The sequence below is a fragment of the Corynebacterium sp. 20-84 genome (assembly GCF_053479455.1).
In genome coordinates, this window is sequence record NZ_JBRBCB010000003.1 from 71085 (window position 1) to 96649 (window position 25565).

33 protein-coding genes are annotated in these 25565 nt (G+C 63.1%); 21 read left to right on the forward strand and 12 right to left on the reverse strand.

What is annotated here, in order from left to right:
- Positions 1-22: 22 nt before the first annotated feature.
- Positions 23-1213 carry an elongation factor Tu gene (gene tuf / locus ACUY2Y_RS02930; protein ID WP_448324748.1) on the forward strand — a complete coding sequence of 397 codons (1191 nt, stop codon included), beginning with the start codon at positions 23-25 and terminating at the stop codon, positions 1211-1213.
- A 103-nt stretch (positions 1214-1316) separates the two neighbouring features.
- On the forward strand, positions 1317-3410 hold the full coding sequence (locus ACUY2Y_RS02935) for a TerD family protein (RefSeq protein ID WP_448324749.1): 2094 nt from the start codon (positions 1317-1319) through the stop codon (positions 3408-3410).
- A 139-nt stretch (positions 3411-3549) separates the two neighbouring features.
- Here the strand turns inward: ACUY2Y_RS02935 and ACUY2Y_RS02940 are convergent, their stop codons facing one another.
- The gene (locus ACUY2Y_RS02940) at positions 3550-3771 is read right to left on the reverse strand and encodes a hypothetical protein (RefSeq protein WP_448324750.1); all 222 of its coding nucleotides are present in this window, start codon (positions 3769-3771) and stop codon (positions 3550-3552) included.
- Positions 3772-3774: 3 nt separating this feature from the next.
- Between ACUY2Y_RS02940 and ACUY2Y_RS02945 the strand changes: the two genes are divergently transcribed.
- Positions 3775-3999, forward strand: coding sequence for a hypothetical protein (locus ACUY2Y_RS02945; RefSeq protein WP_448324751.1), 225 nt, complete (start codon positions 3775-3777; stop codon positions 3997-3999).
- A gap of 289 nt (positions 4000-4288) precedes the next feature.
- A complete protein-coding gene (locus tag ACUY2Y_RS02950) occupies positions 4289-5044 on the forward strand; it encodes a hypothetical protein (protein ID WP_448324752.1) in 756 nt (251 codons plus the stop codon).
- Here ACUY2Y_RS02950 and ACUY2Y_RS02955 read toward each other — a convergent pair.
- The 6 genes from ACUY2Y_RS02955 to ACUY2Y_RS02980 are packed head-to-tail and all read right to left on the reverse strand — an operon-like array spanning position 5041 to position 8321.
- Positions 5041-5601, reverse strand: coding sequence for a hypothetical protein (locus ACUY2Y_RS02955; RefSeq protein ID WP_448324753.1), 561 nt, complete (start codon positions 5599-5601; stop codon positions 5041-5043). The genes ACUY2Y_RS02950 and ACUY2Y_RS02955 overlap by 4 nt on opposite strands.
- Positions 5598-6170 (reverse strand): hypothetical protein, encoded by a 573-nt coding sequence (locus ACUY2Y_RS02960; protein ID WP_448324754.1) that lies wholly within the window; start codon positions 6168-6170, stop codon positions 5598-5600. The genes ACUY2Y_RS02955 and ACUY2Y_RS02960 overlap by 4 nt, the downstream gene beginning before the upstream one ends.
- Positions 6167-7249 (reverse strand): Asp23/Gls24 family envelope stress response protein, encoded by a 1083-nt coding sequence (locus ACUY2Y_RS02965; RefSeq protein WP_448324755.1) that lies wholly within the window; start codon positions 7247-7249, stop codon positions 6167-6169. Before ACUY2Y_RS02965 ends, ACUY2Y_RS02960 begins: the two co-directional genes overlap by 4 nt.
- Positions 7249-7449, reverse strand: coding sequence for a hypothetical protein (locus tag ACUY2Y_RS02970; RefSeq protein ID WP_259900312.1), 201 nt, complete (start codon positions 7447-7449; stop codon positions 7249-7251). Before ACUY2Y_RS02970 ends, ACUY2Y_RS02965 begins: the two co-directional genes overlap by 1 nt.
- A 54-nt stretch (positions 7450-7503) precedes the next feature.
- Positions 7504-7821: a hypothetical protein gene (locus ACUY2Y_RS02975; RefSeq protein WP_210574955.1), complete on the reverse strand. Its 318-nt coding sequence runs from the start codon at positions 7819-7821 to the stop codon at positions 7504-7506.
- Between the two features lie 2 nt (positions 7822-7823).
- Entirely contained in the window at positions 7824-8321 is a 498-nt protein-coding gene (locus ACUY2Y_RS02980) for an Asp23/Gls24 family envelope stress response protein (RefSeq protein WP_448324756.1), read from the reverse strand.
- A 633-nt stretch (positions 8322-8954) separates the two neighbouring features.
- Here ACUY2Y_RS02980 and rpsJ point away from each other — a divergent pair.
- The 17 genes from rpsJ to ACUY2Y_RS03065 all read left to right on the forward strand — a co-directional run bounded on the left by rpsJ (position 8955) and on the right by ACUY2Y_RS03065 (position 18728).
- Positions 8955-9260: a 30S ribosomal protein S10 gene (gene rpsJ / locus ACUY2Y_RS02985; protein WP_003848085.1), complete on the forward strand. Its 306-nt coding sequence runs from the start codon at positions 8955-8957 to the stop codon at positions 9258-9260.
- 14 nt (positions 9261-9274) lie between these two features.
- Positions 9275-9928, forward strand: coding sequence for a 50S ribosomal protein L3 (rplC, locus tag ACUY2Y_RS02990; RefSeq protein WP_448324757.1), 654 nt, complete (start codon positions 9275-9277; stop codon positions 9926-9928).
- On the forward strand, positions 9925-10614 hold the full coding sequence (gene rplD, locus ACUY2Y_RS02995; RefSeq protein WP_210574962.1) for a 50S ribosomal protein L4: 690 nt from the start codon (positions 9925-9927) through the stop codon (positions 10612-10614). The genes rplC and rplD overlap by 4 nt, the downstream gene beginning before the upstream one ends.
- The gene (gene rplW / locus ACUY2Y_RS03000) at positions 10614-10916 is read left to right on the forward strand and encodes a 50S ribosomal protein L23 (protein ID WP_210574964.1); all 303 of its coding nucleotides are present in this window, start codon (positions 10614-10616) and stop codon (positions 10914-10916) included. Before rplD ends, rplW begins: the two co-directional genes overlap by 1 nt.
- A gap of 42 nt (positions 10917-10958) precedes the next feature.
- Positions 10959-11795, forward strand: coding sequence for a 50S ribosomal protein L2 (rplB, locus tag ACUY2Y_RS03005; protein ID WP_259900309.1), 837 nt, complete (start codon positions 10959-10961; stop codon positions 11793-11795).
- 16 nt (positions 11796-11811) lie between these two features.
- Positions 11812-12087: a 30S ribosomal protein S19 gene (rpsS, locus tag ACUY2Y_RS03010; RefSeq protein WP_005286746.1), complete on the forward strand. Its 276-nt coding sequence runs from the start codon at positions 11812-11814 to the stop codon at positions 12085-12087.
- 3 nt (positions 12088-12090) lie between these two features.
- Positions 12091-12447: a 50S ribosomal protein L22 gene (gene rplV / locus ACUY2Y_RS03015; RefSeq protein WP_210574969.1), complete on the forward strand. Its 357-nt coding sequence runs from the start codon at positions 12091-12093 to the stop codon at positions 12445-12447.
- Positions 12448-12450: 3 nt separating this feature from the next.
- Positions 12451-13194, forward strand: a complete 744-nt coding sequence (rpsC, locus tag ACUY2Y_RS03020; protein ID WP_259900308.1) for a 30S ribosomal protein S3 — start codon at positions 12451-12453, stop codon at positions 13192-13194.
- Between the two features lie 5 nt (positions 13195-13199).
- Positions 13200-13616, forward strand: coding sequence for a 50S ribosomal protein L16 (rplP, locus tag ACUY2Y_RS03025; RefSeq protein WP_448324758.1), 417 nt, complete (start codon positions 13200-13202; stop codon positions 13614-13616).
- Positions 13616-13849, forward strand: coding sequence for a 50S ribosomal protein L29 (gene rpmC, locus ACUY2Y_RS03030; protein ID WP_259798696.1), 234 nt, complete (start codon positions 13616-13618; stop codon positions 13847-13849). Before rplP ends, rpmC begins: the two co-directional genes overlap by 1 nt.
- Positions 13849-14112: a 30S ribosomal protein S17 gene (gene rpsQ, locus ACUY2Y_RS03035; protein ID WP_448324759.1), complete on the forward strand. Its 264-nt coding sequence runs from the start codon at positions 13849-13851 to the stop codon at positions 14110-14112. Before rpmC ends, rpsQ begins: the two co-directional genes overlap by 1 nt.
- Positions 14113-14204: 92 nt before the next feature.
- A complete protein-coding gene (locus tag ACUY2Y_RS03040; RefSeq protein ID WP_448324760.1) occupies positions 14205-15098 on the forward strand; it encodes a hypothetical protein in 894 nt (297 codons plus the stop codon).
- Between the two features lie 28 nt (positions 15099-15126).
- Entirely contained in the window at positions 15127-16125 is a 999-nt protein-coding gene (locus ACUY2Y_RS03045) for a hypothetical protein (protein WP_448324761.1), read from the forward strand.
- Between the two features lie 149 nt (positions 16126-16274).
- Complete coding sequence (locus ACUY2Y_RS03050; protein WP_448324762.1) at positions 16275-16979, forward strand: hypothetical protein; 705 nt, start codon at positions 16275-16277, stop codon at positions 16977-16979.
- 14 nt (positions 16980-16993) lie between these two features.
- Positions 16994-17260: a hypothetical protein gene (locus tag ACUY2Y_RS03055; RefSeq protein ID WP_448324763.1), complete on the forward strand. Its 267-nt coding sequence runs from the start codon at positions 16994-16996 to the stop codon at positions 17258-17260.
- A 46-nt stretch (positions 17261-17306) separates the two neighbouring features.
- The gene (locus ACUY2Y_RS03060) at positions 17307-18236 is read left to right on the forward strand and encodes a hypothetical protein (RefSeq protein WP_448324764.1); all 930 of its coding nucleotides are present in this window, start codon (positions 17307-17309) and stop codon (positions 18234-18236) included.
- Positions 18237-18299: 63 nt separating this feature from the next.
- Complete coding sequence (locus tag ACUY2Y_RS03065) at positions 18300-18728, forward strand: hypothetical protein (RefSeq protein WP_448324765.1); 429 nt, start codon at positions 18300-18302, stop codon at positions 18726-18728.
- On the opposite strand, the gene ACUY2Y_RS03070 is transcribed toward ACUY2Y_RS03065, so the two are convergent.
- The 5 genes from ACUY2Y_RS03070 to ACUY2Y_RS03090 all read right to left on the reverse strand — a co-directional run bounded on the left by ACUY2Y_RS03070 (position 18725) and on the right by ACUY2Y_RS03090 (position 25321).
- Entirely contained in the window at positions 18725-20329 is a 1605-nt protein-coding gene (locus ACUY2Y_RS03070) for a GTPase family protein (protein ID WP_448324766.1), read from the reverse strand. The two genes, ACUY2Y_RS03065 and ACUY2Y_RS03070, sit on opposite strands and share 4 nt — an antisense overlap.
- Positions 20316-22160: an ABC transporter gene (locus tag ACUY2Y_RS03075; RefSeq protein WP_448324767.1), complete on the reverse strand. Its 1845-nt coding sequence runs from the start codon at positions 22158-22160 to the stop codon at positions 20316-20318. The genes ACUY2Y_RS03070 and ACUY2Y_RS03075 overlap by 14 nt, the downstream gene beginning before the upstream one ends.
- 59 nt (positions 22161-22219) lie before the next feature.
- Positions 22220-23014 carry a formate/nitrite transporter family protein gene (locus ACUY2Y_RS03080; protein ID WP_448324768.1) on the reverse strand — a complete coding sequence of 265 codons (795 nt, stop codon included), beginning with the start codon at positions 23012-23014 and terminating at the stop codon, positions 22220-22222.
- 70 nt (positions 23015-23084) lie between these two features.
- On the reverse strand, positions 23085-24671 hold the full coding sequence (locus tag ACUY2Y_RS03085) for a bifunctional hydroxymethylpyrimidine kinase/phosphomethylpyrimidine kinase (RefSeq protein WP_448324769.1): 1587 nt from the start codon (positions 24669-24671) through the stop codon (positions 23085-23087).
- 296 nt (positions 24672-24967) lie between these two features.
- Positions 24968-25321 carry a hypothetical protein gene (locus ACUY2Y_RS03090; protein WP_448324770.1) on the reverse strand — a complete coding sequence of 118 codons (354 nt, stop codon included), beginning with the start codon at positions 25319-25321 and terminating at the stop codon, positions 24968-24970.
- Between the last annotated feature and the right edge of the window lie 244 nt (positions 25322-25565).

A 25565-nucleotide genomic window follows, 5' to 3' on the forward strand; every position in this document is an offset into this window, starting at 1 on the left:
TGCACGTCCAGGAGGACAAACAGTGGCAAAGGAAAAGTTCGAGCGCTCTAAGCCGCACGTGAACATCGGCACCATCGGTCACGTCGACCACGGCAAGACCACCACCACCGCCGCTATCACGAAGGTGCTGGCTGACCAGTACCCGGAGGAGAACAAGGCTTTCGCTTTCGACTCGATCGATAAGGCTCCGGAGGAGCGCGAGCGCGGCATTACCATCAACATCTCCCACGTGGAGTACAACACCCCGAAGCGCCACTACGCTCACGTTGACGCCCCGGGCCACGCCGACTACATCAAGAACATGATTACCGGTGCTGCTCAGATGGACGGCGCGATCCTCGTGGTTGCTGCTACCGACGGCCCGATGCCGCAGACCCGCGAGCACGTGCTGCTCGCCCGCCAGGTCGGCGTCCCGTACATCCTCGTTGCACTGAACAAGTGCGACATGGTCGACGACGAAGAGATCATCGAGCTCGTCGAGATGGAGATCCGCGAAATGCTCGCAGAGCAGGACTACGACGAGGAAGCTCCGATCGTCCACATCTCCGCTCTGAAGGCTCTCGAGGGCGACGAGAAGTGGGTCCAGTCCGTCGTGGACCTCATGCAGGCTTGCGACGACTCCATTCCGGATCCGGAGCGCGAGACCGACAAGCCGTTCCTGATGCCGATCGAGGACATCTTCACCATTTCCGGCCGCGGTACCGTTGTTACCGGCCGTGTCGAGCGTGGTGTCCTGAACCTCAACGACGAGGTCGAGATCATCGGTATCCGCGAGAAGTCCCAGAAGACCACCGTCACCTCCATCGAGATGTTCAACAAGCTTCTCGACACCGCTGAGGCTGGCGACAACGCCGCTCTGCTGCTCCGTGGTCTCAAGCGTGAGGACGTCGAGCGTGGCCAGGTCATCATCGCACCGGGCGCTTACACCCCGCACACCAAGTTCGAGGGTTCCGTCTACGTCCTGTCCAAGGACGAGGGCGGCCGCCACACCCCGTTCTTCGACAACTACCGTCCGCAGTTCTACTTCCGCACCACCGACGTCACCGGTGTTGTGAAGCTGCCGGAGGGCACCGAGATGGTCATGCCGGGCGACAACGTCGACATGACTGTCGAGCTCATCCAGCCGGTCGCTATGGACGAGGGCCTGCGCTTCGCTATCCGCGAGGGCTCCCGCACCGTCGGCGCTGGCCGCGTCACCAAGATCCTGGACTAGTCTCCGACTAGCTTCCTAGATCAGCCGCACCTCCTCTGTGAGGTGCGGCTTTTTTATTTTGTTGGCAGGAGCTTCAACGCCCAGAGATCTAAAATCGTGTGGCATGACGCAACCGCCGTTTGACCCCGTCGCCATAGAAGTTTCCGCAGATGCCCGGCCACGGCTAGCTGAGATAGCGCTCCGCCGACGCAACCTGCTCCATGTTGTGCCGGGGTCTTCATCTCCGGACCAGGTTCACACTTGCCTGTACGAGCTAGCGTTACTCGGGTACCGGGTCGAGGACGAGGATGTCGACGCATTGGCGGCGGCAGACCCCCAATCGCTGCGCGATGTGGTCGCTGCAGCAAATGAGATCACCGGTCAGAGCAAGGCCAAGAAAACGACGCTGCACCCCGACTTCAGGGCAACCGTTCCAGAATTGTCCGACGATGAGTTGATGCTCTCCGCCGTATTGCATTACGTCTACGGCTCCGCCGGCTACCAATGGTTGCCACCTCGCCCGCCCGCGGAGGTGATGCAACGAGAACCTCTGCAGGTGCGCACGTTGCGTCCGGTGTGGACAGGGAACGGGGCGGACATTGCGTCGATAAGCGAAGCGCTCGTTGCATCCTCCCAGCCGTATTCAGACGTCGATGCGGCGGATGTGCGCACCTTGAGCCCATTCGTGCCCGCAGCCGTTGACGTGCCCATCCGCGAAAACCTAGCTTTTCTCGCGGCGATCCGGGCTGGCGGCCACGACTGGACACCGTTTCTGAAAACACCAACGGATGTCCTCCGCCTCGCCAGCGAGTTAAGCGGTGGGTCGCGCAGCCTCGGGGAGAACACCCGGTTCCGCCTCCGTCGGGCAGACCGCCGCCGCGTCATGGCGGCATTGGAGGATGTGCTGCAGCGGGGTGAATGGACTGAGCACCTCCACGACGTGCAGCGGAACATAGAGCGGTGGAAGCGACTGTTTCGCGCCCTGCACCCCCAGGAATACCGGTGGGCGGAGCGAACGAACGCTATGCGCGACCTCGTCCACGGCAACGGCATCGATATCGGCCCAGCGCGCGAACACCGCATTGAGCAGCTTGTCGCCGCAGGCGATATCGATGCGCTGCTCCCGCTGCTCGCGGAGAATCCCGGCGATTTCGCTCGCCGCCTTCACGCTCTCGTACGGCATTTCCCACAACACCGGAACGCTATCGTCCAGGCGTTCCGAGCAATTGCCCCACAAGTGGCGCCTCGTGTGCTCGTGCAGATGTGGAATTTCTTCAACTCGGAGCGCATGCAAACCATGCCCTACCGCGTCGTTCTGCCGAGACGGGCCGGAAGTGGCACGTCATTCATCCTGAACACGCTTTCCCTGGACCAGGACTACAGCGATATCGTCGCCGCGGTGGAATACGGGCTGTCCGGGCGCCTTGCGGGAAGATCCTTCTTCTTCGACGAACCGTTCCCCTTCGCCTCCCAACGCCTGGCTATCCCGTTAGGTCTGCGCAGCGCGTCGAGCGGCACACGGACAGCGGGCCGCGGCAGCCGTATCGCGCTCGGGGATAACCGCTACATGCGCTTCTTCCTGCATTGGCGCAATAAGCCGGAACGGTCCGTCGACCTCGATTTGACGGCGTATTTCGCCAGCGAAGACGGGAAGAAAGAACGCCATATTTCGTACACATACCTTCGCGACGAAGAGACGGGAGCGTTTCATTCCGGTGATCTGACATCCGCGCCGAACGGGGCCGCAGAGTACATCCAGCTGGACATCGAGGCTACGAAAGCCGCAGGCTACCGCTATCTCGTACTCCTTGGGTATGCGTATTCGGGTGGGCCTTTCGACACGGTCCCCGAGGCCCAGATCGGTGTCATGACAAACAGGACCATCTCGGCGGGGGAGGACTTCGAAGCCAGCGAGGTGATCGCGCGGATCGACCTGACTGCAAAGTCGAACTACGCCACGGTCGCCGTCATCGACCTGGAGCGCCGCGAGCTCGTGTGGGTGGACTGGAACACCAAAGTGCACGCGAACGCGCCGATCAACACCGAAACCACACGAACGGAAACGCAGGTCTTGCTCGACAACGTGCGGGGCAATGCCACGATGAGCATCGCCACCTATATTCGACTTGCGGGCGGAACGCTTCTCGACGAACCGACCGACTCTTCCCACACCCTCGACCCATTCCACACCGAAGAAGTTCTGAAACTCTTGAGCTAGAATCAGTGGCAGCACTCCGGCCATGAGTGGGCATCCTCCACCCTTCTTGAGATTGCTCTCAAATACCGCACACTCGCCATCCGGGTGCTTTCATTTTGCACTTTGCAGGTTGAGGCGTTTACCCGCGCTGCAATTGCCACTAGGTTTTCGGCTTCGCGTTGATCCACGATCCGGTGATGGATCCGTCGGCGTGCATAGCGCCGCTCCACGAGTAGTGGCGGGGCCACCGTGTGAGAAACGGGATCAATCGAGTAAGCACCCAGGCTGCGCCTCGTTGCTTGACACCGCTCCACGATTTATCAACGGACCAGGTCATGTCGGTCCCGGTGTTGCCTGGCGAGAGCGTGACGGTCCCGTTCATAACGTGATCTTCACCAACGGTGAGACTCCACGCAATAGTTCTGCTTCCACGACTCGGCAGTTGGCTGACCGCGGGAAAGGGAGGGGTAAAGCGAATTTCGACGGGGAGGGGCCCGTCTGTGCGCTGCACAGCGTGAAGGCGACCGTGGCTGTCGACGACGGCACCAGGATCGTCGCCACGCGTGCAGTCGGCTCCGTCGGGCATGAGATCGACAGCCAGGGACGCTGAATTCAGCCGGAGCGTTATGCGCGATGGGGCCACGTAGCGGGATGTCGACGGGCTCGAGTTGCAGGTGGGGTTCCCAGGCGTAGTTGGTGGTGCCGTCGCTGAGACAGTACGCGACGCGCACTCCGCACGCGTCGGCGTTGTCGCGCACGTATTGCGCTTCGAGGAGGGTGACGGGTGAGCCTTCAGCAAAGTCGCAGGGCGCGAGGCGAAGCAGGGACGTATCGACGTCGAGCGCTACTGGCCACATGCCTTAATTTTATCGTTTGCGACCCCGCGTAAGCTGGGCAATGTGCATGACCCCGCTCGTATCCCGCGTGTTCTCGATCAGCTTCGCCGAACGTGGGAGGGACAGCCGGATTTACCGTTGGCGACCCTCTTCGGCATCTTGGCCAACCGCGGCGCGGGCTGGGGCACGACGGACGAGGAACTCGAGCAATTGCTTATCGACGAATCCTTCGCCCACCCCTCCGACCTTCCCCGCGCCCAGGATGGACGCGTGTCAGACGATGTGCTGGTAGAGACTGTCTCTCCCGCGCATCGTGTCACGCTGACTGCGGCCGGGGATGTCGTGGTGCGCTCTCTTGGGGATCGTGACCGTCAGCCGAGCGTGTGGCAGTACGACTCGGTTCGCCCGACGGGGCCCGGACAGATGCTCACGATCGCAGACAGCGAAGGCGTGGAGCATCGCCTGGGGGTGGTGGCGCTGATTTCCCGCATTGATAGCACCACCACCGGTAGTGTCACCGGCACTGGCTCTGGCACTGGCAGCGGACAGGACACCCCAGCCGCAACCAGCATCGACGGCCTGGCGCGCGACGAGATCGGCAATTCCGTCTGGCTCGTCCTCCTCGCCGGCGGCGTTCGGATGCTGATTACGCAGCGGCTGCACCTCTGGCAGGTCGACAAACGCACGGTGGCGAAAACAACGCACGCCTGGAGCCAGGTCGTGCGTTGTCGTATGGGAGAGAATTTCGTCTACGAGACCGCGGGTGGAGAAGCAGTGACCATGGCGGAGGTAGTCAAGCTCCTGCTCGTGGAGAGCTAAGCGGCGACCTTGTCGAGGTGCAGCTTGAACACCGTGTCGATGTCCATCGTGTCGACCGCATCGCGGAAGTCCGCGTCGATCGCTTCGACGAACGACACGACGGTCTCCAGGTCGTAATCCGGGTTGGCGGTGACGGTGAACGTGGCGGTCGGACGGTCGCCGACGTAGGCGACGGACTGCTTCGCCTGCTTCACAATCTCAGAGCGCTCCGCGTGGTTGCATGCTGCCTGCGCAACACGCGCCACATTGACGCGGGTGTCGCCCAAGTCCAACGCCGCGGTGCCGATGAATCGGTTGCTGAACCCGCGGTTGCGGATATTCGGCATGATCATCCACAAGCCGAGAATGATCGCACCGATCATCGTGGCCACGAGCGCCACCGTGTACCAGTTCATGCCGGGCACGTCAGTGAGCAGCGAGCGGTTGATGCCGCGCACGAACTCGGAGACGTAGGGGATATCCCAGTACAGCGCGGCTGGAATGAGTCCGCCGGCGAGCAGGAGCAGACCGAGCAGGAAGATGATCAGCCGGTCGAAGAATGCCAGTGTGCGTGTCATGCCAGCTCCTTCGCTTGGGTTGGGCGGTGAATGTTGACGCGGACTTGCGGGGTCTGCGCGAGGCGCTGCATTTCGCTGCCGAGGACGTCGGTGAGGCGGTGGTCGAGATCGGCTGAGCCGTCGTCTTCAACGTCGACGGTGAGCTTTTTGCGCGTGGCGCGGGACGCGATATTGGCGCGGCCGAGCTCGTTGCGCGCCGACGCGGTGGCCTTGCGGGCGACGTCGACGGGGCGCATCCAGATGGAGGAGGCAGAGTCGACGCGCACGTAGCGGCGCGGACGCGGCTTCAACGCGGCGATGATCAGCCAGAGGCCGACGAGCGCGACGACGATGCCGACGGCGACGCCGACCGGGTTCACGGCTGCGGTGCCGAGCCACTCGAGGACGGGGCGCACCCAGGAGTTCTGCGGATCGTTTTCTTGGTAGCGGTACCACAGGTCGCGCCCGATGACGCCGGAGAGGGCGAGCAGCACCAGTCCGAGGAGGATGGTGAGCCACCGGACCGACGGGTTGCCTTTGGGTTCGGCGCCAGAACGTGGGCCGGTGAATTCGTGGGTGGGGCGGGTCACGGTCGCTGCACCTCCTTGTCGGGGCGGATTCGCACGGTTTGCGTGGAGTTGCCGATGGGCTTTTCGAGGGCGTCGTCGTCTGCCCGGTCCGGGTCGATGGTGATCTCATCGAGCGGGCGCTGCGGAGGCAGCTGCGGACTCACGACGTCCAGGCGCGGAACGGTGATCGCGCGGAGCGGTTCGGGCATTGGCTTGACGACGTCCACATGGTGCGGCCTCCGCACCTCGATCTGCGTCAGCGGGCGCTGCGCCGGCAGTGACACCGGAGTGAGCTGAGACGGGCGTGCGACTTCGACAAGACGCAGTGGTGTGGGTGCGGGGCGCTCCGCGGGAACGCGGGGCGCAATGCGGTTCACGTCGATCGTGCGCAGCGGCGCCGGGGCAGGTGCGCTCACGTGGCGCGGGCGCGTCTGCTTTTCGACGCCGACCGCGCGCAGCGGTGCTGGATCCGGACGCTCCGGAGAAACGGGGCGGACCGGTTCTGGGGCTTCCACAGTCGTCACGCGACGTGGCTCCGGTGCTTGAACCGGTTGCGGGTGCGGCGGGAGCGGTGCGGAGATGTGGCGGATCTGCATCGGGTCCGGGGTGTGGACCGAGGTCAGCTGGTTGTAGGTCGAGTCGTCGACGACGATGTCGGCGAGCCTGACCGGTGCTTTCACCTGCGGCGAGAAGACCTTCGACCTGGCGACGCGGATCGTGGCGGGCGCGATGCCCGTCGGGTGGTGCAGCAGGTCGTTGCGGGTCACGCGCTGGCCCAGCGCCATGGATTCGGCGTCCACGACGACGATGTTGACCTTCTGGACGGCAAGTCCCGTCAACGTTTCCACGTGGGAGCCGATGGTCTCGCGGACCTCGTCGGTGATCGCACCGACGGGGGCGGGGTAGGAGCTGACGATCTCGACGTCGAGGATCACGGAGCCCCCAGGCCTGTCGATCTGGGCGTTCACGCGCGGGAAGCTACGGCCAGCCAGGCCAGCGAGCTTCGCGTCGATGGCGCGGACACCCGGGACCGTCAGCACGGCGACTTCGCCGATCCGCTGGACGGTTTTTTCGCTAATGCGGTACGCGGCTGGATCCATTACCCACGACCCCGCCCGGAGGTGGTGCTGACGAGTTCAGCCAGGTCGATGCGGCCCTCCAGCTGCGCGCCGACGACGCCGCCGATGGCGCCGAACAGGAGCGTGAAGAAGAACCCGAGCCAGCCTCCGAAGATCAGAGCGAACGCCAGAACGATACCGATGACGGCACCGAGGACGGTCTTGTTAGAGAAAATGTTCATGTGTATTCCACATTTCTTGTGCGTTGTTGATTACGCGGTTGTTCGCGCGGTTCTTTACGCAGCGTCATCGAAAACGACGTCGATGCGCGGATCGGCGTCCATGTCCGCGAAGACGGGCAGGGACGTTACCGCCGTGCGGACATCAGTCACGATCGCGGGGATCTGGCGGCGGGAGGACAGGTCGTAGGTGAGGTGCAGGGCGAGGTGGGGGACGCTGTCGTCGATAAGCTGAATGCCTTCGATCATCGCGCCGCTGACCCGCAGGAACGCTTGCCCCATGCGGCCGCCGGACACTCCCGCCACACCGTCGACTGACAACGCCGCGTCACGGATGGTTTCCGCGACTTCCTGGGTGACGGAGAATGCGGCCATTCTTACTGGTCCAGAGCCTGCTGGTTGGACTGGGTGGTCTGGTCAGTCTCGGTAGCTTCTTCCGGCAGGTTCACGTCGTGGACGGTGACGTCGACGCGGTCGACGATCAGGCCGGTCATGCGGGTGATCGCGATGGTGATGTTCTCGCGGATAGCGTTAGCCAGCTCGTGGATCGCGACACCGTACTCAGCGATGACAGCGACAGCGACGTTCGCGTGGCCGTTCTCGACAGCGACGTTGACGCCCTGCTGAACATTGGTGGAAGAAGTCAGGGACTCACGCACAGCACCCCACATGCGGGCAGCGCCGCCACCCAGGTTGTGCACACCGGAGACCTCGCGGGCAGCGATGCCGGCGATCTTGCCCACGACGTTGTCATCGATGACGGTGGTGCCGTGCTCGGTCTCAAGAACCTCGTTGCGCGGCTGTGCCTGAGCCTCCGGGGTGGTGGAGCCGCCGGTTGCCGGAGTGTTCGGGGTGTTCTCGTTGTTGTCAGCCATGACAATCCTTTCAGGAAGTTTTTATCGTGTGGTGTCTGCGCCGGTGAGACATACCGACGTAACACCAGCCCATCGTATGTGTAAAATTCCGGTCCGGCCATGCACGAGCGGAAATAACACCATTTTGAGACTATTTGCCTTTTCGACGACCAGTGTGTTTGAATACCTGGGTTGCTTTAACACGGCGCATAAGCGCTGCTGGTAAGGCGAACATGACACCTTTGCACGATGAGCGTCATGCTTATCGACGAAGGACCTGCGATCGAGCACAGGCCACCACCCTGAGTAGGCACTCTCGAGACCGGGGACCGGAGAAGGGGCATGGCAAATAAACAGCGGCAGTACGTAAGGGCCACGTGGGTGTGGTCGCCGATAGGCGATCATGCTTTATGAAACCCCTTCCGAGCCTGACGATGGGGATCTCATCCCAGCGGAAGCACTGAACATGCGCTGTTTAGGCGCGTGCGCACCTTCCGCCGATTGTCATGGCAGTCATTCGTTTGAACAGACACTGGCGTTGGCGCCGGCCCCAAACCGGACAACGTTATAGAGAAACTGAAAGCTATCAATCCCACCTCTTTTGTGGCGAGCGCGAGCAAGACACAGAACGTGGGAAGCGAGGAAGAGGTTAACGTGGCGGGACAGAAGATCCGCATTCGGCTCAAGGCCTACGACCACGAAGCGATCGACGCATCTGCGAAGAAGATCGTTGAGACGGTCACCCGCACGGGTGCCCGCGTCGTCGGACCGGTGCCGTTGCCCACTGAAAAGAACGTGTACGCCGTTATTCGTTCTCCCCACAAGTACAAGGACTCGCGCGAGCACTTCGAGATGCGCACCCACAAGCGCCTCATCGACATCCTCGACCCGACGCCGAAGACGGTTGATGCCCTTATGCGCATCGACCTCCCCGCGAGCGTTGACGTGAACATCCAGTAGGGAGAACAAGACATATGACTAACCAGATCAAGGGCATTCTGGGCCGCAAGCTCGGTATGACCCAGATCTTCGACGAGGAGAACCGAGTCATTCCGGTCACCGTCGTCGAGGCTGGGCCGTGCGTTGTTACCCAGATCCGCACTGAAGAGACCGATGGCTACTCCGCCATCCAGATCGCCTACGGCGAAATCGATCCCCGTAAGGCAAAGAAGCCTCAGGCAGGCCACTACAAGAAGGCCGGCCAGAACCCGCGCCGCCACGTGGCAGAGATCCGCATGGACGACACCTCTGCTTACGAGCTCGGCCAAGAAGTGACCGTCAATATCTTCGAGGATGACACCTTCGTCGACGTTGCCGGCACCACCAAGGGCAAGGGCTACGCAGGTGCCATGAAGCGTCACGGCTTCGCAGGCCAGGGTGCCGCTCACGGTAACCAGGCTTCGCACCGCCGCGTCGGCTCCATCGGTGGCTGCGCCACCCCGGGCCGCGTGTTCAAGGGCACCCGCATGGCTGGCCGCATGGGCGGCAACCGTGTGACCACCCAGAACCTCAAGATTCAAAGGATCGACGGCGACTCCAACCTGCTCCTCATCAAGGGTGCTATCCCGGGTGCTAAGGGCAGCCTCGTCACCGTCAAGACCGCAGTGAAGGGCGGTGCTCACGCATGACACTGACACTCGATGTCCACACCGCTGACGGAGCCACCAAGGGTTCCGTCGAGCTCCCGGCTGAATTCTTCGACCGTGAGGCATCCGTTCCGCTGATGCACCAGGTCGTCATCGCGCAGCTTGCTGCTAAGCGCCAGGGCACCCACGCCACGAAGACTCGTGGCATGGTCGCCGGCGGTGGCAAGAAGCCGTTCCGCCAGAAGGGCACCGGCCGCGCCCGTCAGGGTTCGATCCGTGCTCCGCACTTCACTGGTGGTGGCACCGTCCACGGTCCGCAGCCGCGTTCCTACGCGCAGCGCACCCCGAAGAAGATGATCAAGGCCGCTCTCGCCGGTGCCCTGACCAACCGCGCTCAGAACGACCGCATCCACGTGGTCGAGGAGCTCGTCCCTGGCCAGACCCCGTCGACGAAGTCCGCACGCGCTTTCATCGAGCGCCTGACCGACCGCAAGTCGGTGCTGCTGGTCATCGGCCGCGAGGACGCTAACTCCCGTCTTTCCGCACGGAACCTGCCGGGCGTCACCATCCTCGAGCCGGGTCAGCTGAACGCATACGACGTGCTCAACGCCGACGATGTCGTCTTCTCTGTCGAGGCTCTGCACGACTTCGTCAACCGCGCCAACGCCGCAACCACTGAAGCCTCCGGCTCCACCGTGGTCGCAGCTGCTGAAAGCGAGGAGAACTAATGGCTAAGACCGCTAACTCGCGCGACATCATCATCGCCCCGGTCGTCTCCGAGAAGACCTACGCGCTGATGGAGCAGAACACCTACACGTTCTACGTCAACCCGAACGCGAACAAGACCCAGATCAAGATTGCCGTGGAGGACATCTTCGGCGTGAAGGTCGCTTCCGTGAACACCGTCAACCGCGAGGGCAAGCGCAAGCGCTCCCGCACCGGTTGGGGCAAGCGGAAGGACACCAAGCGCGCGTATGTCACCCTCCGCGAGGGCAGCGACTCCATCGACATTTTTGGCGGCGTCGCCTAACGGCTCCGCACCAAAAAGAGTTCGAGCAGAAAAGGAAACACTATGGCTATTCGTAAGTACAAGCCGACAACCCCGGGTCGCCGCAACAGCTCCGTTTCCGAGTTCGACGAGATCACTCGCTCGACCCCGGAAAAGTCCCTGGTGCGACCGCTCCCGAAGACCGGTGGCCGTAACTCCCACGGTCACATCACTACCCGTCACCGCGGTGGCGGCCACAAGCGCCAGTGGCGCGTGATCGACTTCCGCCGCTCCGACAAGGACGGCGTCCCGGCAAAGGTCGCTCACATCGAGTACGACCCGAACCGCACCGCCAACATCGCGCTGCTGCACTACGCAGACGGCGAGAAGCGCTACATCATCGCACCGAAGGGCCTGACCCAGGGTACGGTTATCGAGGCTGGCGCTAACGCCGACATCAAGGTCGGCAACAACCTGCCGCTGCGCAACATCCCGACCGGTACGACCATCCACGCTGTGGAGCTCAAGCCGGGCGCAGGTGCGAAGCTGGCTCGTTCCGCTGGCGCGTCCATTCAGCTGCTCGGTAAGGAAGGCTCCTACGCAGTTCTGCGTATGCCGTCCTCCGAGATCCGCCGCGTGGACATCCGCTGCCGCGCGACCGTCGGTGAGGTCGGCAACGCTGACCAGATCAACATCCGTTGGGGCAAGGCCGGCCGTATGCGCTGGAAGGGCTGGAGGCCCACTGTCCGCGGTGTTGTCATGAACCCGGTCGACCACCCGCACGGTGGTGGCGAGGGCAAGACCTCCGGTGGTCGCCACCCGGTTTCCCCGTGGGGCCAGAAGGAAGGTCGCACCCGCAACCCGAACCGTTATTCCAACAACATGATCGTGCGTCGCCGCCGCCCGAACAAGAAGCGCTAAGAGGAGGTAAATTCACATGCCACGCAGCCTGAAGAAAGGCCCGTTCGTCGACGAACACCTCCTCAACAAGGTGGACGCACAGAACGAGGCTGGCACCAAGCAGGTCATCAAGACCTGGTCCCGCCGTTCGACCATTCTCCCCGATTTCATCGGCCACACCTTCGCCGTCCACGACGGCCGCAAGCACGTGCCGGTGTTCATCGACGAGTCCATGGTCGGCCACAAGCTCGGTGAGTTCGCACCGACCAAGACCTTCAAGGGTCACGTCAAGGAAGAGAAGGGGCGTCGATAAGCGATGAGTGAAACGATCACTTCCGCACACGCAACCGCGAAGTACGTGCGCACTTCCCAGATGAAGGCGAACCGTGTTCTCGACCTCGTCCGCGGCAAGTCCGTGTCCGAAGCCCTGGCGATCCTGAAGTACGCGCCGCAGTCCGTGTCCACCCAGGTGGCCAAGGTCGTCGCGTCCGCTGCTGCGAACGCCGAGAACAACTTCGGTCTTGACCCGCGCACGCTGGTCATCTCCGAGGCATACGCCAACGAAGGTCCGACGATGCGCCGCTACCAGCCGCGCGCCCAGGGCCGCGCCTTCCAGATCCGTAAGCGCACCTGCCACATCACCGTGGTAGTCGAGAGCCAGAAGGAGGCTTAAACAATGGGTCAGAAAATCCACCCGCACGGCCTCCGGCTGGGCATCACTTCTAACTGGAAGTCCCACTGGTACGCCGACAAGTCCTACGCGGATTACGTCTCCGAGGACATCAAGATCCGCGAGTACCTGAACAAGAACCTGCAGCGCGCCGGCATCGCTGACATCGTCATCGAGCGTACCCGCGACCGCGTCCGCGTGGACATCCACACGGCACGTCCGGGCATCGTGATCGGCCGCCGCGGTGCTGAGGCTGACCGCATCCGCCGCGAGCTGGAGAAGCTCACCGGCAAGATGGTCGCCCTCAACATCCTCGAGGTCAAGAACGTCGACGCCAACGCCGCTCTGGTCGCCCAGAACGTGGCTGAGCAGCTGGTCAACCGTGTGGCTTTCCGCCGCGCGATGCGCAAGGCTATCCAGTCCGCTATGCGCCAGCCGCAGGTCAAGGGCATCAAGATTCAGTGCTCCGGCCGTCTCGGCGGCGCTGAGATGTCCCGTGTTGAGCGTTACCACGAGGGCCGCGTCCCGCTCCACACCCTCCGTGCGGAGATCGACTACGGCCTGGCTGAGGCAGAGACCACCTTCGGCAACATCGGTGTCAAGGTGTGGATCTACAAGGGCGACGTCGTTGGTGGCGTGCGCGAGTCCGAGCTGAACGCTCCGGGCAATGAGCGCCGTGGCCGCGGTGACCGCCGTCCCCGCCGCGGTGGCCAGCGCCGCCAGCGCGCAGAGCAGAAGAAGGAGGGCTAAGACACATGCTTATCCCTAAGCGCGTCAAGTACCGTCGCCAGCACCGTCCGAATCGTTCCGGTGTGTCCAAGGGCGGCAACACCATTAACTTCGGTGATTACGGCCTGCAGGCTCTCGAGCCGGCGTACATCACCAACCGCCAGATCGAGGCAGCTCGTATTGCCATCAACCGCCACGTCAAGCGTGGCGGCAAGGTCTGGATCAACATCTTCCCGGATCGTCCGCTGACCCAGAAGCCGCTTGGCGTGCGTATGGGTTCCGGTAAGGGCCCGGTGGAGAAGTGGGTGGCCAACGTCAAGCCTGGCCGCATCCTGTTCGAAATGTCCTACCCGAACGAGGCTGTTGCTCAGGAAGCTCTGCGCCGCGCTGGCGCTAAGCTGCCGTGCAAGACTCGTATCATTGCGAAGGAGGACCAGTTCTAATGGCTACTGGCACCCCTGCACACGAGTTCCGTGAGCTCACTGATGCTGAGCTGAACGATCGTCTGAGCGCCGCCAAGGAAGAGCTGTTCAACCTGCGCTTCCAGCTGGCGACCGGTCAGCTGACCAACAACCGCCGCATCCCGGCGGTCAAGCGCGACATCGCACGTATCTACACGGTGCTGCGTGAGCGCGAGCTCGGCCTGTCCACCGTCCCTGGTGAAGGAGCTAACTAATGTCTGAAACGAAGAAGGGCCTGCAGAAGCGCCGCCGCGGCTACGTGGTCTCCGACAAGATGGATAAGACCATCGTTGTCGAGATCGAGGACCGCAAGTCCCACGCGCTGTACGGCAAGATCGTCCGTAACACCAGCCGCGTGAAGGCACACGACGAGGAGAACACCGCCGGCATCGGCGATCTCGTCCGCATCGAGGAGACGCGTCCGCTGTCCAAGGACAAGCACTTCCGTCTCGTTGAGGTCATCGAGAAGGCACGCTAAAGCGCTTATCGACGACCACCCCACGCCCGCCCCCAATCCATACTGTTGGATTTTGGGGGCGGGCGTTTTTGGTGCGCATTAGTATTGTTCGCATGATGCGCAGGGCGGTTCTCAGTGTGGTGGGTGCGCTCGCCATGCTGCTTGGCGGGTGCGCGGACCCGGTGGCCGATGAGGTCGCGCAGTTGGAGTCGTGGGCGCAGACCGATCCGGCGTTGCAGGACGTGAATTTCACGCGGGTGGTAGCTGGCGGTTTCAAGTCGTCGGTTATCTCGGTCGGGGGTTCGCTGAATGTGGATACGGTGCCGGAATTCGTCGACGCTTTGGTCGCATTGCGCAGCAAGGAGATCGAGGTGCAAGAAGGTGCGATCAACTCGTTCACGTCGCATCTCTCTGCGGATATCGACGGCACCGATTTCTCATGGGAGGGCCCGTTCCCGTCGGAGGAATTCGGCGGCGATATGACGGAGCTCCTGGCGCCGTTCGCGGCACCGGCTGTGGGGGAAATCGAGGTGACTGTGGTAGCTAGTGATGGGGGATTCACGGGGAGGGTGTACAGGGAGGCGTCGATAAGCGATGGCGAAGCGCGCGACTTCCGCGACGCCGCCTACGAACATCTCGGTGCGCGCGGGACCGATTTCGCGCTGCACGGCTTCCCACCTGCCGGGCGACTGCTTCTCGACGATGCCCGCGAGGCGATCCCTTTCATCGAGCGGGTCGCTGCCGCGAGCCGGATGCGGCTCGATTCCGTCGACAACCGCGGCACGAACTCCGTGTGGGATTTCTACACCGAGGATCCCTTCGACGAGGCCGATGTGCGCGCCGTCGTGGAGCTGCTCGCCACGCCTATCGACGGCAAGACCGCGACCCTCGTCCTCCACGGCCCCGACGGACGACTAGGTATGGCCTACGTCGGGCAACCCCGTGACGCGCAGCCCGCCCGCAACGAGCCCTGGAGCGCGCAACTGCAAGCCATCGCTGCGTCGTAGCGGAAGTTTCGCCGCTAAAATCGCGCCTGTGAAAAAGAAGGACAAGATCGGCCTTGGCGCGGTGGTCGTGACCTACGCCTTCGTGTTCCTCGCCGCGTTTCTCTACGGCCCCGCCGACGAGCCGCACCGATCCAACATGAAAAGCCTGGATGAATGGGCTGCCGAAGATCCTGTGATGAAAGACCTCACCTTCTCCCACGTCGGAAGCGAGTCGGAGGAATTCACCCGGGCGGATGTCAGCGGGACCCTCAATGTCGGAAGCGTGCCCGAATTCTTCGCTGCTTTGGTCGCCCTCGAGGGCAAGGCGCCGGAGCCGGGACATGGGACGACGCTGACCGCTGACGACGTGTCGGCGGACATCGACGGCACGACGTTCGCCTGGTCCGGCGAGCTCCCCGATGCGGAGAAGGCCGCTGACGCGGAAGAGCTGTCCACGCCGTTCGCCGCCTCCGAGGTGGAGAAACTGAAACTGCACGCGCCCCACCGGACAGTCATCGACGCGAAGGTGACCCGGAATATGTCCGTCAGCGACGATGACGCCCGCGCTTTCCGGGACAAGGCGTACAGCCATATTCAGCCGCACCCCGACGCATCCTTCGTGCTGATGGGCTTTCCTCTGGCCAAACCGGCCCAGGAACGCGGTACGACAGGCGTGCCGGGCGGTGAAGGCGAACAATTCTTATTGCCGCGCCTTCAGCTTGTCTCCGAATACACCACCTACGCCGAACTGGTGGAACAAGCCGAACATGTTGACGCCGCCTCCGACATGTTCCTCACAAGCGTGAACAACGCTGAAGGCCCTGACAGCGAGTGGACCTTCTACACCGAGGGCGAATTCGACGAGGAAGGCTTGCGCGCGATCAAAGAGATCCTGACCGAACCCGTCGACGGGAAAGGCGTGTGGGTGCGAATCGAAGGCCCCGACGGACTCCTCGGAACGGTGAAAGTGGGAAAGCCGCGGGCGAGGCCGAAAGCCTACGAGCAACATCCGTGGGAAGAGCGCATGCAGGAAGTGTTGGGCTCGTAAACGCCGGGTGACGCCTCGCATCGGCCGTTGAACTCAGGCGGTATGGTGCGGTCGCATTGCGCAGCAAGGAGATCGAGGTGCAAGACGGTGCGATCAACAGCCGTGGAACGAGCAGCTGCATGCGGTGATTTCCCAGTAGGATCGCTCTCATGAAGGCGAAGAACCAGGTGAACACCATCGTGTTGTTGGTGACCGTTGCGATCCTCTTCGCCTTCGCCGCCGCCTACCCATCTAACAAAAACGAAAAACTCTCCGAGACCCAGCGCCTGGAGAGATTCGTCGCAGACGACCCAGTGATGAAGGACCTCACATTCAGTCGCATAGGTGACACATCGGAGTACCCTCTGCGAATCAGAGTCGGCGGCGTCCTTCACGTCGAAAGCGTGTCGCAGTTTATCGATGTTTTAAAAGCCCTCCGCAAGAAGGAGCGGAACCGAGAGCAGGTAAGTGACCTAGTTTCCACCGAAGGCATCACTGCGGATATTGGAGGAACGTCACTGGTCTGGTGCGGAAGAATGCTGGATCGGAAAGACGCGCGCAGAAACGAGAAACTGATCGAACCGTTGGTGGCACCGGGCGTTGCAGAAATTACAGCAACCCTATGGGAGGAGGACATAGGGCTAAAACTGGTAGCTACGCGTGGTTCGAGCCTCTCTGACGACGAAGCTTGCGCCTTCCGCGACAAAGCCTATGAGAACTTCGCTGCGGACAGTGACGCACGACTCGAATTATATGGTTTCCCCTCATGCACTCCACGGAATTTGTCGGGCAAACGGGCTGCGCGCCGCCAAAACTCGCCCTCAACCCTGAGGATGGGACCTACCAGGAGCTTATTGAGCGCGCCAACCGCATAGATGTTGCTACCGATATGTCCCTCACCGTCGTGAGCAGCACCGAAGAACAGGAAGAATACAGCGTATGGGGCTTCTACACCGAAGGCGAATTCGATGAAGAAGGTCTGCGCGCCGTCAAGGAGATCCTGTCCGAAACTCCCGTCAAGAGGCCCACTCTAATCGTCATCAGAGGCCCCGAGGGGGTCCTCGGTGCTGTTTACATGGGGAAGCCTCCGTCGAAGTCAGTGTCCTGTGACGAGTGCCCGTGGCAGGAACGCATGCTGCGAGTTCTAAACGGGTAACCTGCTCAAAGCAATGCTTCTGCTTTCGCCGTTAAAATCCGGCGTTATGGCGAGGAAAGCTTTTTCCATCATTGTTCCGGTGCTGCTCGGCATGTGCGCACTGTTGCTTGGCGGCTGCGCGAAGATCGACAAGCAGGTCGACGCCGTCGCTGAGTGGGCGGACCAGGACCCTGTGTTTTCGGACCTCACCGTTCAGCAGCAGTTGGCCGGCGGCATCCCCACGAAGCAGATCCAACTCCTCGGGGAGCTCAACGTGGACAGTGCCAGTGAGCTGATTGAAGCGCTCTCGAAGCTCCACGCCAAGCAGACGGAGATGCAGGACCAGGGCATCGACTCCTTCAATCTTGCGCTGAAAGCGCAGCTCGGGGCGACACGGTTCTTCTGGGACGGGCAACTCCCGGAGCCCGCCGTGCTGGAGGAGCAGGAGGCAGCCTACGAGCTGCTAGCCGACCCTGCTATCGGCATCGTCCATGTTTTCGCGGGCGACCACGGCACCAGAGTCAAGGTGCAGCCCGCAGAGAACGCAGATGACAGCCGCACAATCCGGATCCGCGACACGCTGTTTCGCACGCTCGACGCCGCGGACACAGGCATCGACCTCGAATTCCATGGCATGCCGCTCACGCCCGGTGGAGATCCGACGACGCTGGCACTCGGGAACTTCCCGGTGGGGTACACAGAGGCGCTCGCCTTTGTGAAGCGTGTCGACGCAGCCGCGCCCGGCTTCCAGGTCCAACAAGCCACCAGCAACACCTTATGGCAGCTCTACACCGACAACGACTACGACGAGGCGGACCTGCGCAGGCTGAAAGAGATCCTCTCCGAGCCGGAGGCGGGAGAGAGCCCGTCGGTGATCATCGATGGGCCGGAGGGGAGACTGGGCTGGGCTTTCGTGGGCATGCCGCTCGAGGAGCAGCCCGAGGATTCCTCCGAGTGGAGCCCACGCATGCAGGAACTTTTCGCTTCGGACGCCTGATGTGTGATGTGCGTTACTCTTGAGGCAGGGAAGCCTGAATCGGTGAAAGGAGATACGTACACCATGAAGAAGATTGTCAGTCGTTTGAGCGCAGCCGTGATCGCTGCTGCCGTAGTGGTCGCTCCCGTGAGCGCCCCGGAGGCCGCCGCATCAGTGATGGAGACCAAACTGACCCCGCCGCCGCCCGGAACGAAGCTCCCGTACTGGGACGAAGCTCAGTTCACCCAGTGGGCGGAGGAACCGGTGGTCCGATTCGGCGACACGAACACCCGCGGGCTGCAGGTCCTCGGTCACACCGAGGCGGATACGGCGGTGTGCGCGTACAGCAAGCCGGGGCGCGGGGCGTGCTTCATCAACGGTAAGCAGGCCGTGGACATGGGGAACGAGGTCTACTCCTTCGATGACCGGGTGTCTGCGTTCGCCCCGCTGACGCGGCCGGTGCTGAATTTCTACGGTGCGGCGAAGGCGCGCCTGTCGTCGCAGCGCTACTAGGAGCCGGCGGCGACGGCGATGTGTTCGCTGAAGCGGGCGTAGTCGTCGCGGATCGCGCCGAGGGGTTCCACGACGGCGGATTGCGAGGTCGCGGCGACCTCTTTTCGTAGCGCCGCGCGCGTTCGTCGTTTGACGCCGCTGCCGATGACTCCGCCGAAGACGGCGGTCACCAGCCCGATCAAAAGGCCCGTCAATAGCCCGGCCATGATGAGCAGCGTCGGGATCGGCCAGCCTTCGACATCGGGGACGAGGTCGCCGCCGAGCAGCGGTGTCAGCGCGCCGGGCACGAATGCGACGAGCAGGTACCACAGCACGCCGACGAGCGCGGCGAGCAGCGCCAACCATTGGACGACGGTGAGCAGGGTCCAGCCTTTCGACGGTTCGGCCGGCAGTCGTGTGCGGGCGACGGCGCGGTCGAGCTCGGCGGGAAGTGTTTCGGCGACCTCGTCGGCGCGGTCGGAGACGGCGGAGGCCCATTGCGGGGGCAGGTCGTCTGCGACAGCGGCGGCGTAGTCGCGCACGCCGCGGTTGGCCACGGCTTTGGAGGCGGCGGAGAGCTCCGGGAGCGAGGAGCGGTGCACACCCACGGTGTCGGCGTCCTCACGCAGACCCATGCGTTTCAGCGGGTCGGGGCGGAAGCGGGTCACCCAGGAAGTGAGCAGCCAGCCGGTGCGTTCGTGGAGGCGTTTGCGGTATGCAGCGGCGGTGGAGTTGGCGACGCGGTCGGCGCCCGCGGCCTGGGCGAGCACAGAATCCAAGTCTCGCTTTGCTCGCTTATCGACGTCTGCTGCTTTCTCCCTGGCAGCGTATTCCCCCGTCACAGAGGCGATGTCGGCTTCAATGCGCGCAGACTGTGCGCTGTGGGCAGCGGCGACGCGGGTGATGGCGGAGCGGAGGTCGTCGATACCTGCTTGCGTGTAGGTGGAGGTGGGCACGACGCTCACGTTGGTGAGACCGTCTTCGCGCAGCAGCTGCGCGTAGGACTGGGAGACGGTGGGGACGTCGGTCTCTGCGAGGAGGTCTGCCTTGTTCAGCACCGCGAGCGTGACTGCCGAGTGGTTGGCGTGGGGGCGGATGAACTGGTCGTGAATGACACTGTCGGCGTATTTCTCCGGGTCAGACACCCAGACCAGTACGTCGACCTGGCCGGCGAGGCGCTCCGCGATGGCGCGGTTGGATGCCTCCACCGAGTCGAAATCGGGAAGGTCAAGCAGGATCAAGGGGCCGGCCTTGGGAGCGAATTCGCCGGAGCGGACGCGGCGGTCCTCGACGCCGAGCCAGTCGAGGAGCTCCTCGGACCCCTCTGGCTCCCAGATCGCCGCGAGTGGCGAGGAGGTGGTGGGGCGACGTGCCGCTGCCTTGCCGAGGTCCTCGCCCACGACAGCGTTGAACAGGGAGGTCTTGCCGGAACCGGTCGCGCCGAAGAAGCCGACGACGGTGTGCTCCGCAGACAGGGCGCGGCGTTCGGCACCTGCGCGGGCAATCTTTTCCAGGCGCTCGCGCTGAGCGGGGGAGAGGTAGGGCGCGCCGATCTCGGCGGCTTCGTCGAGAGCTGTGAGACGTTCCCCGAGGGAGGCTGTTTTCCGCTTAAACAGAGCCATCGTCGCCTCCCCGGAAACCGCCGCGCAGCTGGGCGAACAAGTCGCGGAGCGGGCCACTCGAGGCGCTCTCTTCGAGGCTGGATGCCGAGCTCGGGCGAGCTTCCTCGACCGCCTGGGTCGGCTTCGGGGTGCCGGCGAGCTCCGGGAAGCGTTCGGCGACAGCTGCGCGGGCAGCGTTGGTGGCTGTGGTGAGATCGTCGGCGGTGGTGCCCTCGAGGAGGGGATCGGTGACCGGGTAGTAGCGCTCACGTTCGCGCTGGAGGAGCTCGCGCAGACGCTCATTCAAGTCGTTGCGGGCATCGGTGGCCATGCGGCGGACGGTGTCCTCGCCGAAGATCGTCTCCAGCAATTTCTGGCCGAGCACAGCGGAACCGCCGGCAATAGCGACTTCGCCGCCCGTGATACCGGCGGTGGAGGCGAAGACGACGAGCATGAGCGCCACGGTCAAGACATTGAGGCCGAAAGACACGACGCGGGCGCGCTGGCGTTTGGCGCCGGCGGTGTCCTGGATGCGGTCGAGGAGTGCGCCCTGCCATTCGCGGACTAGGGCAGCGGCGCGCTCGTCGATATCCGAGGAGGAACGGGCGAGGGATGGGTCGGCATCAGCGCGCAAGTCCGGGGCGACGGCACCGATGTGCGACCACGAACGTGCGGCGGCGGTGTCTGCGGCATCGACGATCACGGCGTGGAGACCGGACTCGAGCTCAGTCTCCACCTCGCGCAGCGGAGCCGGCTCACCAGTGAAGAAACTGCCCACCTTGTCCATCGTCTGGGAGAACCAGCGCTCGAAACCGCGGGAAATATCCGACGTGCCCACGACATCCTGCCAACGGTCCATGACTTCGGAGCGCAGCATCTTGCCGTCGGAGGTCGCATCGATCACATGCGTGTGGGCGGCGGAGTACTGCTCACTGATCGCGCTATCCAATTGGGAGGCGAAGGCTTCTTGGCGAGAGCGGGCGTCGATAAGCTTCTCTGCTTTCTCGATGGCTCCGGTGGCGGCCCCTGCTACCGTTTTACCTGCGACTGCGCGGCGCGCGGCGGAATCCTCTGCGAGGTCAGTGAGATAGGAACGAAGCTCGGCGACCAAGGTGTCCTGCAGGAATTCCTCGCCGCCGAGGCCGGGGACGAACGGAACCGTGAAGACCGTGGCGCCGTGCAGGCCAGCCTCGTCCATCATGCGACGCAGATCATCGGGGACCGTTTCCGCTGAAGATTCGTCGAGGCGGTTGAGCACCACCAGGACCTCGATCCCGCGGCTGGCGGCGTCGTGCAGGAAATTCCACACCAGCTGGTCGGCATAGCGCGCCGGGGTAGTGACGAAGACCCAGAGATCCGCTGCGGCCAGCAGCTGAGAAGCGAGGGCGCGGTTGCGGTCGTCGATGGAGTCGAAATCGGGGGCGTCGAGAAGCGCGAGCCCTTCCGGGATGCTGCCCGTGGGCACAAGGCGCAGCGTCGTCGACTGCTCGTCGCCCGCGCCGTGAGAACGTGCGAGCCCCGGCAGAACCTGCGGCGAATTGAACCAGTCCGCGTCTGCCGGATTGGCTACCAGCACCGGCTGACGCGTCGTCGGGCGGATCACGCCCGGATTGGATACCCGCTCACGCAGCACCGCGTTCACGAGTGTGGACTTGCCGGAACCTGTCGAACCACCGATCACCGCCAACAACGGAGCATCGAGATTGGCGAGGCGCGGCAGAACATAATCGTCGAGCTGGTTGACGACAGCACGGGCATCAGCTTCCACGCCGCCATCACTCAAACGCGTGCCGGCGACAGCGTCCCGAACGCCACGCACGGCATCGAGCATGTCAAGGTTAGGGGAGTTCACCTAAGCCATTCTGGCAGACAGCTCGACGCCGTGCGGATTACGGAGTGAAGGGGGAAGAACTAGTCGCGGTAGTTGGTGCGCGTGCGGTTGAGCCAGCCGTAAATGCCGCCCATGATCACACCGCCGCCGACCAAGTTGCCCAGCCAGACGATCGTCCAGTTGCGCAGCACGTTGCCGACCGTGAAGCCCTCGATGGAGGACGGGTCGAACATGAAGCCGTTCAGCGTCGTCAGCACGAAGTTCGCGATCGAGTGCTCGTAGCCCATCGCGGCGAACGCCGGAATGATGATGGCCACGGCCCAAATCTTGGCGCTGTGATCCTTACCGGCCTGCGCCGTCAGGATGAAGCCGACGTTCACGACCATGTTGGCCAGGATGGCCTCGAAGAAGAGGGTCAGGCTGGGCTTCGCCAGCTTCGCCTCCCACAGGCTGGACAAGAACGGCATCGTCGTCTCGGCGTTCTGACCGGTCGTGGTCATGGAAATCAGCCACGAGACGAAGATCGCGCCGATCAGGTTGAAAAATGTCACGAACAGGATGACCAGCAGGGCTCGCGGGATCTTCGTCATCTTATGGACGAAGCCGTACGTCATGAACATCATGTTGCCGGTGGCCAGCTCGGATTGGAGGACGACCATCATGTAGAGGGTCACCGCGAAGATCATCGCGAAGGGGTACTTGCCCCAACCAGGGGCGTACGATTCGGTCAAAGTTGCTGTTGCTGCAGCGAACGCAGTCATGATGCCCAACAGGACGCCGGCCATGATGGCGCGAAGGGCGAAGCGACCAGGTTCGCGGCCGAACAGGTCTAGCTTGTTCTGGATTGAAATTGGGGCCTTCTCACTGAAACTCACTCTTCCCAAGCTAAAGCATTCTCGGGTAGGTGGCTAACCGTGATTTTGGCCCCGAAGCTCTATCCGAGAACTAGTTGCGAGTGGCCTGATCGAAGAATTCGCGTTCGTAATAGCACGCGTACATGAACGCCTCGAGAGCATCCGCGCGCTGCTTTTCGCTCGCGCCAGAGAGAGCCTTCTCCACCGAATTTAGGGCCATACGCACGGCATCTGTGAAATCTTCGCCGCCGTACATGGACAGCCACGCGTTGTACGGATGCTCAGGATGATTGTTTTCCGCAAGGTGTAAACCGACTTCCGCGTAGAGCCAAAAGCACGGCAACACTGCCGTGGCGCCGACAATATAGTCCGAAAAAGCGGCCGTAGATGTGAGCATATTCACGTAGCCGAGGGTGACAGGAGAGGGTGGAGTGTCTGCATCGATGTGGTGCTCAGAAATCCACTTGCGGTGCAGCTCCGACTCTGCCTCGATCGCGACCGTCGCGGACTGCGACCACCACACCTGATCCTCCGCGTCCGGGGCCTTCGCACTCACCGTCGCCAGTGCGCGGGAGTATTCGCGGAGGTAATACGCATCCTGCACTTGGTAGAAGCTGAACTGCTCCTCCGGCAAAGTGCCGGCGCGCAGTGCGTGGATGAACGGTAATTCCAACGTCTCCGGCCACACCTTCTGCGCCGCCTTGTCCCACAGCTCGCGGGTGAACGGGCCGGCGGCAGGAATCTTGGGCTCGAGTGAAGGGGTGGAGGGGGCGGTCCAGTCGTCGATAAGCTTCCATGGCTGCGTTGACCCTGCTGCGGCGAGGCGGCGCGAACGGTGGAAATGATCGACGGGCCCGTGACCTGTGCCGACGTTGAGGTCGTCCGCGTGCGCGATCGCCTCGTGGAGCCAGCTCGACGTCCATGCGAGCGCCCCGTGCGGGTCGATCGCCATGCGCGTGGCGAACGCCGACGACAACGAACAACCCGTGCCGTGCGTATTCTTCGTGTCCACGCGCGGCACGTGCGCGACCTCGACCTCGCCAGCCGGCGTGACCAGCGCGTTCGACGCGTACCCCTCCTTGAGGTGCCCGCCTTTCACGACCACGTTGACGCCCGCCGCCTTCGCGTATTCGCGGCCCTGCTCGAGCGCCTCGTCGAATGTCTTCGCAGGCGTCGTGCCCGCCAGCACAGCAAGCTCCGGAATATTCGGCGTGACGACGCTCGCGTGATCCTTCACGAACTGCCTCATCGCCTCCTCCGCGTCCTCGGTGAGCAGGCGATCGCCGCTTGTAGCCACCATCACCGGGTCGACCACCACCGTCGGGACCGGGTGCGCTGCCAGGTAATCGGAGACCGTCTTCGTCGTCTCCACATCCCCCAGCATGCCGATCTTCACCGCGTCCACCTGGACGTCGTCGAAGACCGCGTCCAGCTGCTCCTTCAGGAAGTCCTGCGGCGGCACGTGGATGCTGCGCACCCCGTGCGTGTTCTGCGCCACCAGCGCCGTCACCACGCACATGCCGTAGCCGCCCGCCGCCGAAATCGACTTCAGATCCGCCTGGATTCCCGCCCCGCCCGTCGGGTCCGTGCCCGCGATGGACAGGATGTTCGGGATCGCGCTGTGCTGCGCGCCGCCGTCAGCCGTGGAGCCGTGAGAAGAAGTGGACAAAGAAGCCATCAGACAATTCCTCCGCGAATGTTGGTTCGTTCAGGTTCGACGGGTGTGATCTCAGCTTCGCGCCCGCCTCCATTTCGCGCGGCTGCAGCTCTGGCGAACTGCGGCGTTGCGCGGCGGCGGGTGCGCGGCACCCCGTGTCTTGACCCGTCATCGTACGCGAACGGGAAGGGACGGGGACCGAATTCGATCCAGCAGGAGGTGCGCGGCAAGCCGTCGCTGGCACAAATAGGGAAAGGGCCCCGCGACCAACGTGATCGGTTGGTGCGAGACCCGTAGCTGGATCTAAAGAACGAGTCTTAGAACGGCACGTTCACCGGCAGCTTCACGAGGCCAGCCTTCTGAGCTGCGAGGGCGATAGCGCCAACGCCGGTTGCTGCCAGTGCGGTCCAGAGCAGGCCCCAGCTGACCTGGGAAACGTAGTAGGCGTCCTTGCCGGAGGAGCCAGCCTTTACGGATCCGGCAGCCATCTCTCCTGCGCCTTCGGTATCCGGCATTGCGCCCGTGCCCTTATCGCCGACGTATCCGAGGAATTTGAGGATTTCGGCGGCATCTCGGAAATCGTCAGCGGTCTGAGCTTCAGCGGCCGGGGCGACAGACAGGGACAGGGCGGTTGCAGCTGCGAGGGCGGCAGCAGTGATGCGACGCTTCATGGGGGACTCCTTTTCGGAATGGGGATAGGTTTAGGAAACCTGTCAACTAGCTTGACAAAAACTGATCCTAGTCTTCGTGTTGGGTGGGAAAGTGGGAAATGAAAAATTGGTGCACAAAAAGGGGTAAGTCTTCGCGTTGGGCTCTTGGGTAGGTCGTGGCGGAAAGGCGTAGGGGATCGCGACGGAGGGTGACTGCCGGAGCAGACTTGTGGGGAGCTGCGGGAATTTGGGGTTCGCGCAGGCG

What these genes read in the sequence shown, in the direction of transcription:
- ACUY2Y_RS02965 (WP_448324755.1), bottom strand. Translation starts at nt 7,249, where the DNA reads ATGGATCCAGCCGCGTACCGCATTAGCGAAAAAACCGTCCAGCGGATC.
- ACUY2Y_RS02970 (WP_259900312.1), bottom strand. Translation starts at nt 7,449, where the DNA reads ATGAACATTTTCTCTAACAAGACCGTCCTCGGTGCCGTCATCGGTATC.
- ACUY2Y_RS03040 (WP_448324760.1), top strand. Translation starts at nt 14,205, where the DNA reads ATGATGCGCAGGGCGGTTCTCAGTGTGGTGGGTGCGCTCGCCATGCTG.
- ACUY2Y_RS03065 (WP_448324765.1), top strand. Translation starts at nt 18,300, where the DNA reads ATGAAGAAGATTGTCAGTCGTTTGAGCGCAGCCGTGATCGCTGCTGCC.
- rplC (WP_448324757.1), top strand. Translation starts at nt 9,275, where the DNA reads ATGACTAACCAGATCAAGGGCATTCTGGGCCGCAAGCTCGGTATGACC.
- ACUY2Y_RS02940 (WP_448324750.1), bottom strand. Translation starts at nt 3,771, where the DNA reads ATGAACGGGACCGTCACGCTCTCGCCAGGCAACACCGGGACCGACATG.
- rplW (WP_210574964.1), top strand. Translation starts at nt 10,614, where the DNA reads ATGGCTAAGACCGCTAACTCGCGCGACATCATCATCGCCCCGGTCGTC.
- rplP (WP_448324758.1), top strand. Translation starts at nt 13,200, where the DNA reads ATGCTTATCCCTAAGCGCGTCAAGTACCGTCGCCAGCACCGTCCGAAT.
- ACUY2Y_RS03085 (WP_448324769.1), bottom strand. Translation starts at nt 24,671, where the DNA reads ATGGCTTCTTTGTCCACTTCTTCTCACGGCTCCACGGCTGACGGCGGC.
- rplB (WP_259900309.1), top strand. Translation starts at nt 10,959, where the DNA reads ATGGCTATTCGTAAGTACAAGCCGACAACCCCGGGTCGCCGCAACAGC.
- rplD (WP_210574962.1), top strand. Translation starts at nt 9,925, where the DNA reads ATGACACTGACACTCGATGTCCACACCGCTGACGGAGCCACCAAGGGT.
- ACUY2Y_RS03070 (WP_448324766.1), bottom strand. Translation starts at nt 20,329, where the DNA reads ATGGCTCTGTTTAAGCGGAAAACAGCCTCCCTCGGGGAACGTCTCACA.
- ACUY2Y_RS03060 (WP_448324764.1), top strand. Translation starts at nt 17,307, where the DNA reads ATGGCGAGGAAAGCTTTTTCCATCATTGTTCCGGTGCTGCTCGGCATG.
- rpmC (WP_259798696.1), top strand. Translation starts at nt 13,616, where the DNA reads ATGGCTACTGGCACCCCTGCACACGAGTTCCGTGAGCTCACTGATGCT.
- rpsC (WP_259900308.1), top strand. Translation starts at nt 12,451, where the DNA reads ATGGGTCAGAAAATCCACCCGCACGGCCTCCGGCTGGGCATCACTTCT.
- ACUY2Y_RS03050 (WP_448324762.1), top strand. Translation starts at nt 16,275, where the DNA reads ATGAAGGCGAAGAACCAGGTGAACACCATCGTGTTGTTGGTGACCGTT.
- ACUY2Y_RS02935 (WP_448324749.1), top strand. Translation starts at nt 1,317, where the DNA reads ATGACGCAACCGCCGTTTGACCCCGTCGCCATAGAAGTTTCCGCAGAT.
- ACUY2Y_RS03055 (WP_448324763.1), top strand. Translation starts at nt 16,994, where the DNA reads ATGTCCCTCACCGTCGTGAGCAGCACCGAAGAACAGGAAGAATACAGC.
- ACUY2Y_RS02980 (WP_448324756.1), bottom strand. Translation starts at nt 8,321, where the DNA reads ATGGCTGACAACAACGAGAACACCCCGAACACTCCGGCAACCGGCGGC.
- rpsS (WP_005286746.1), top strand. Translation starts at nt 11,812, where the DNA reads ATGCCACGCAGCCTGAAGAAAGGCCCGTTCGTCGACGAACACCTCCTC.
- ACUY2Y_RS02955 (WP_448324753.1), bottom strand. Translation starts at nt 5,601, where the DNA reads ATGACACGCACACTGGCATTCTTCGACCGGCTGATCATCTTCCTGCTC.
- ACUY2Y_RS03090 (WP_448324770.1), bottom strand. Translation starts at nt 25,321, where the DNA reads ATGAAGCGTCGCATCACTGCTGCCGCCCTCGCAGCTGCAACCGCCCTG.
- ACUY2Y_RS02975 (WP_210574955.1), bottom strand. Translation starts at nt 7,821, where the DNA reads ATGGCCGCATTCTCCGTCACCCAGGAAGTCGCGGAAACCATCCGTGAC.
- rplV (WP_210574969.1), top strand. Translation starts at nt 12,091, where the DNA reads ATGAGTGAAACGATCACTTCCGCACACGCAACCGCGAAGTACGTGCGC.
- rpsQ (WP_448324759.1), top strand. Translation starts at nt 13,849, where the DNA reads ATGTCTGAAACGAAGAAGGGCCTGCAGAAGCGCCGCCGCGGCTACGTG.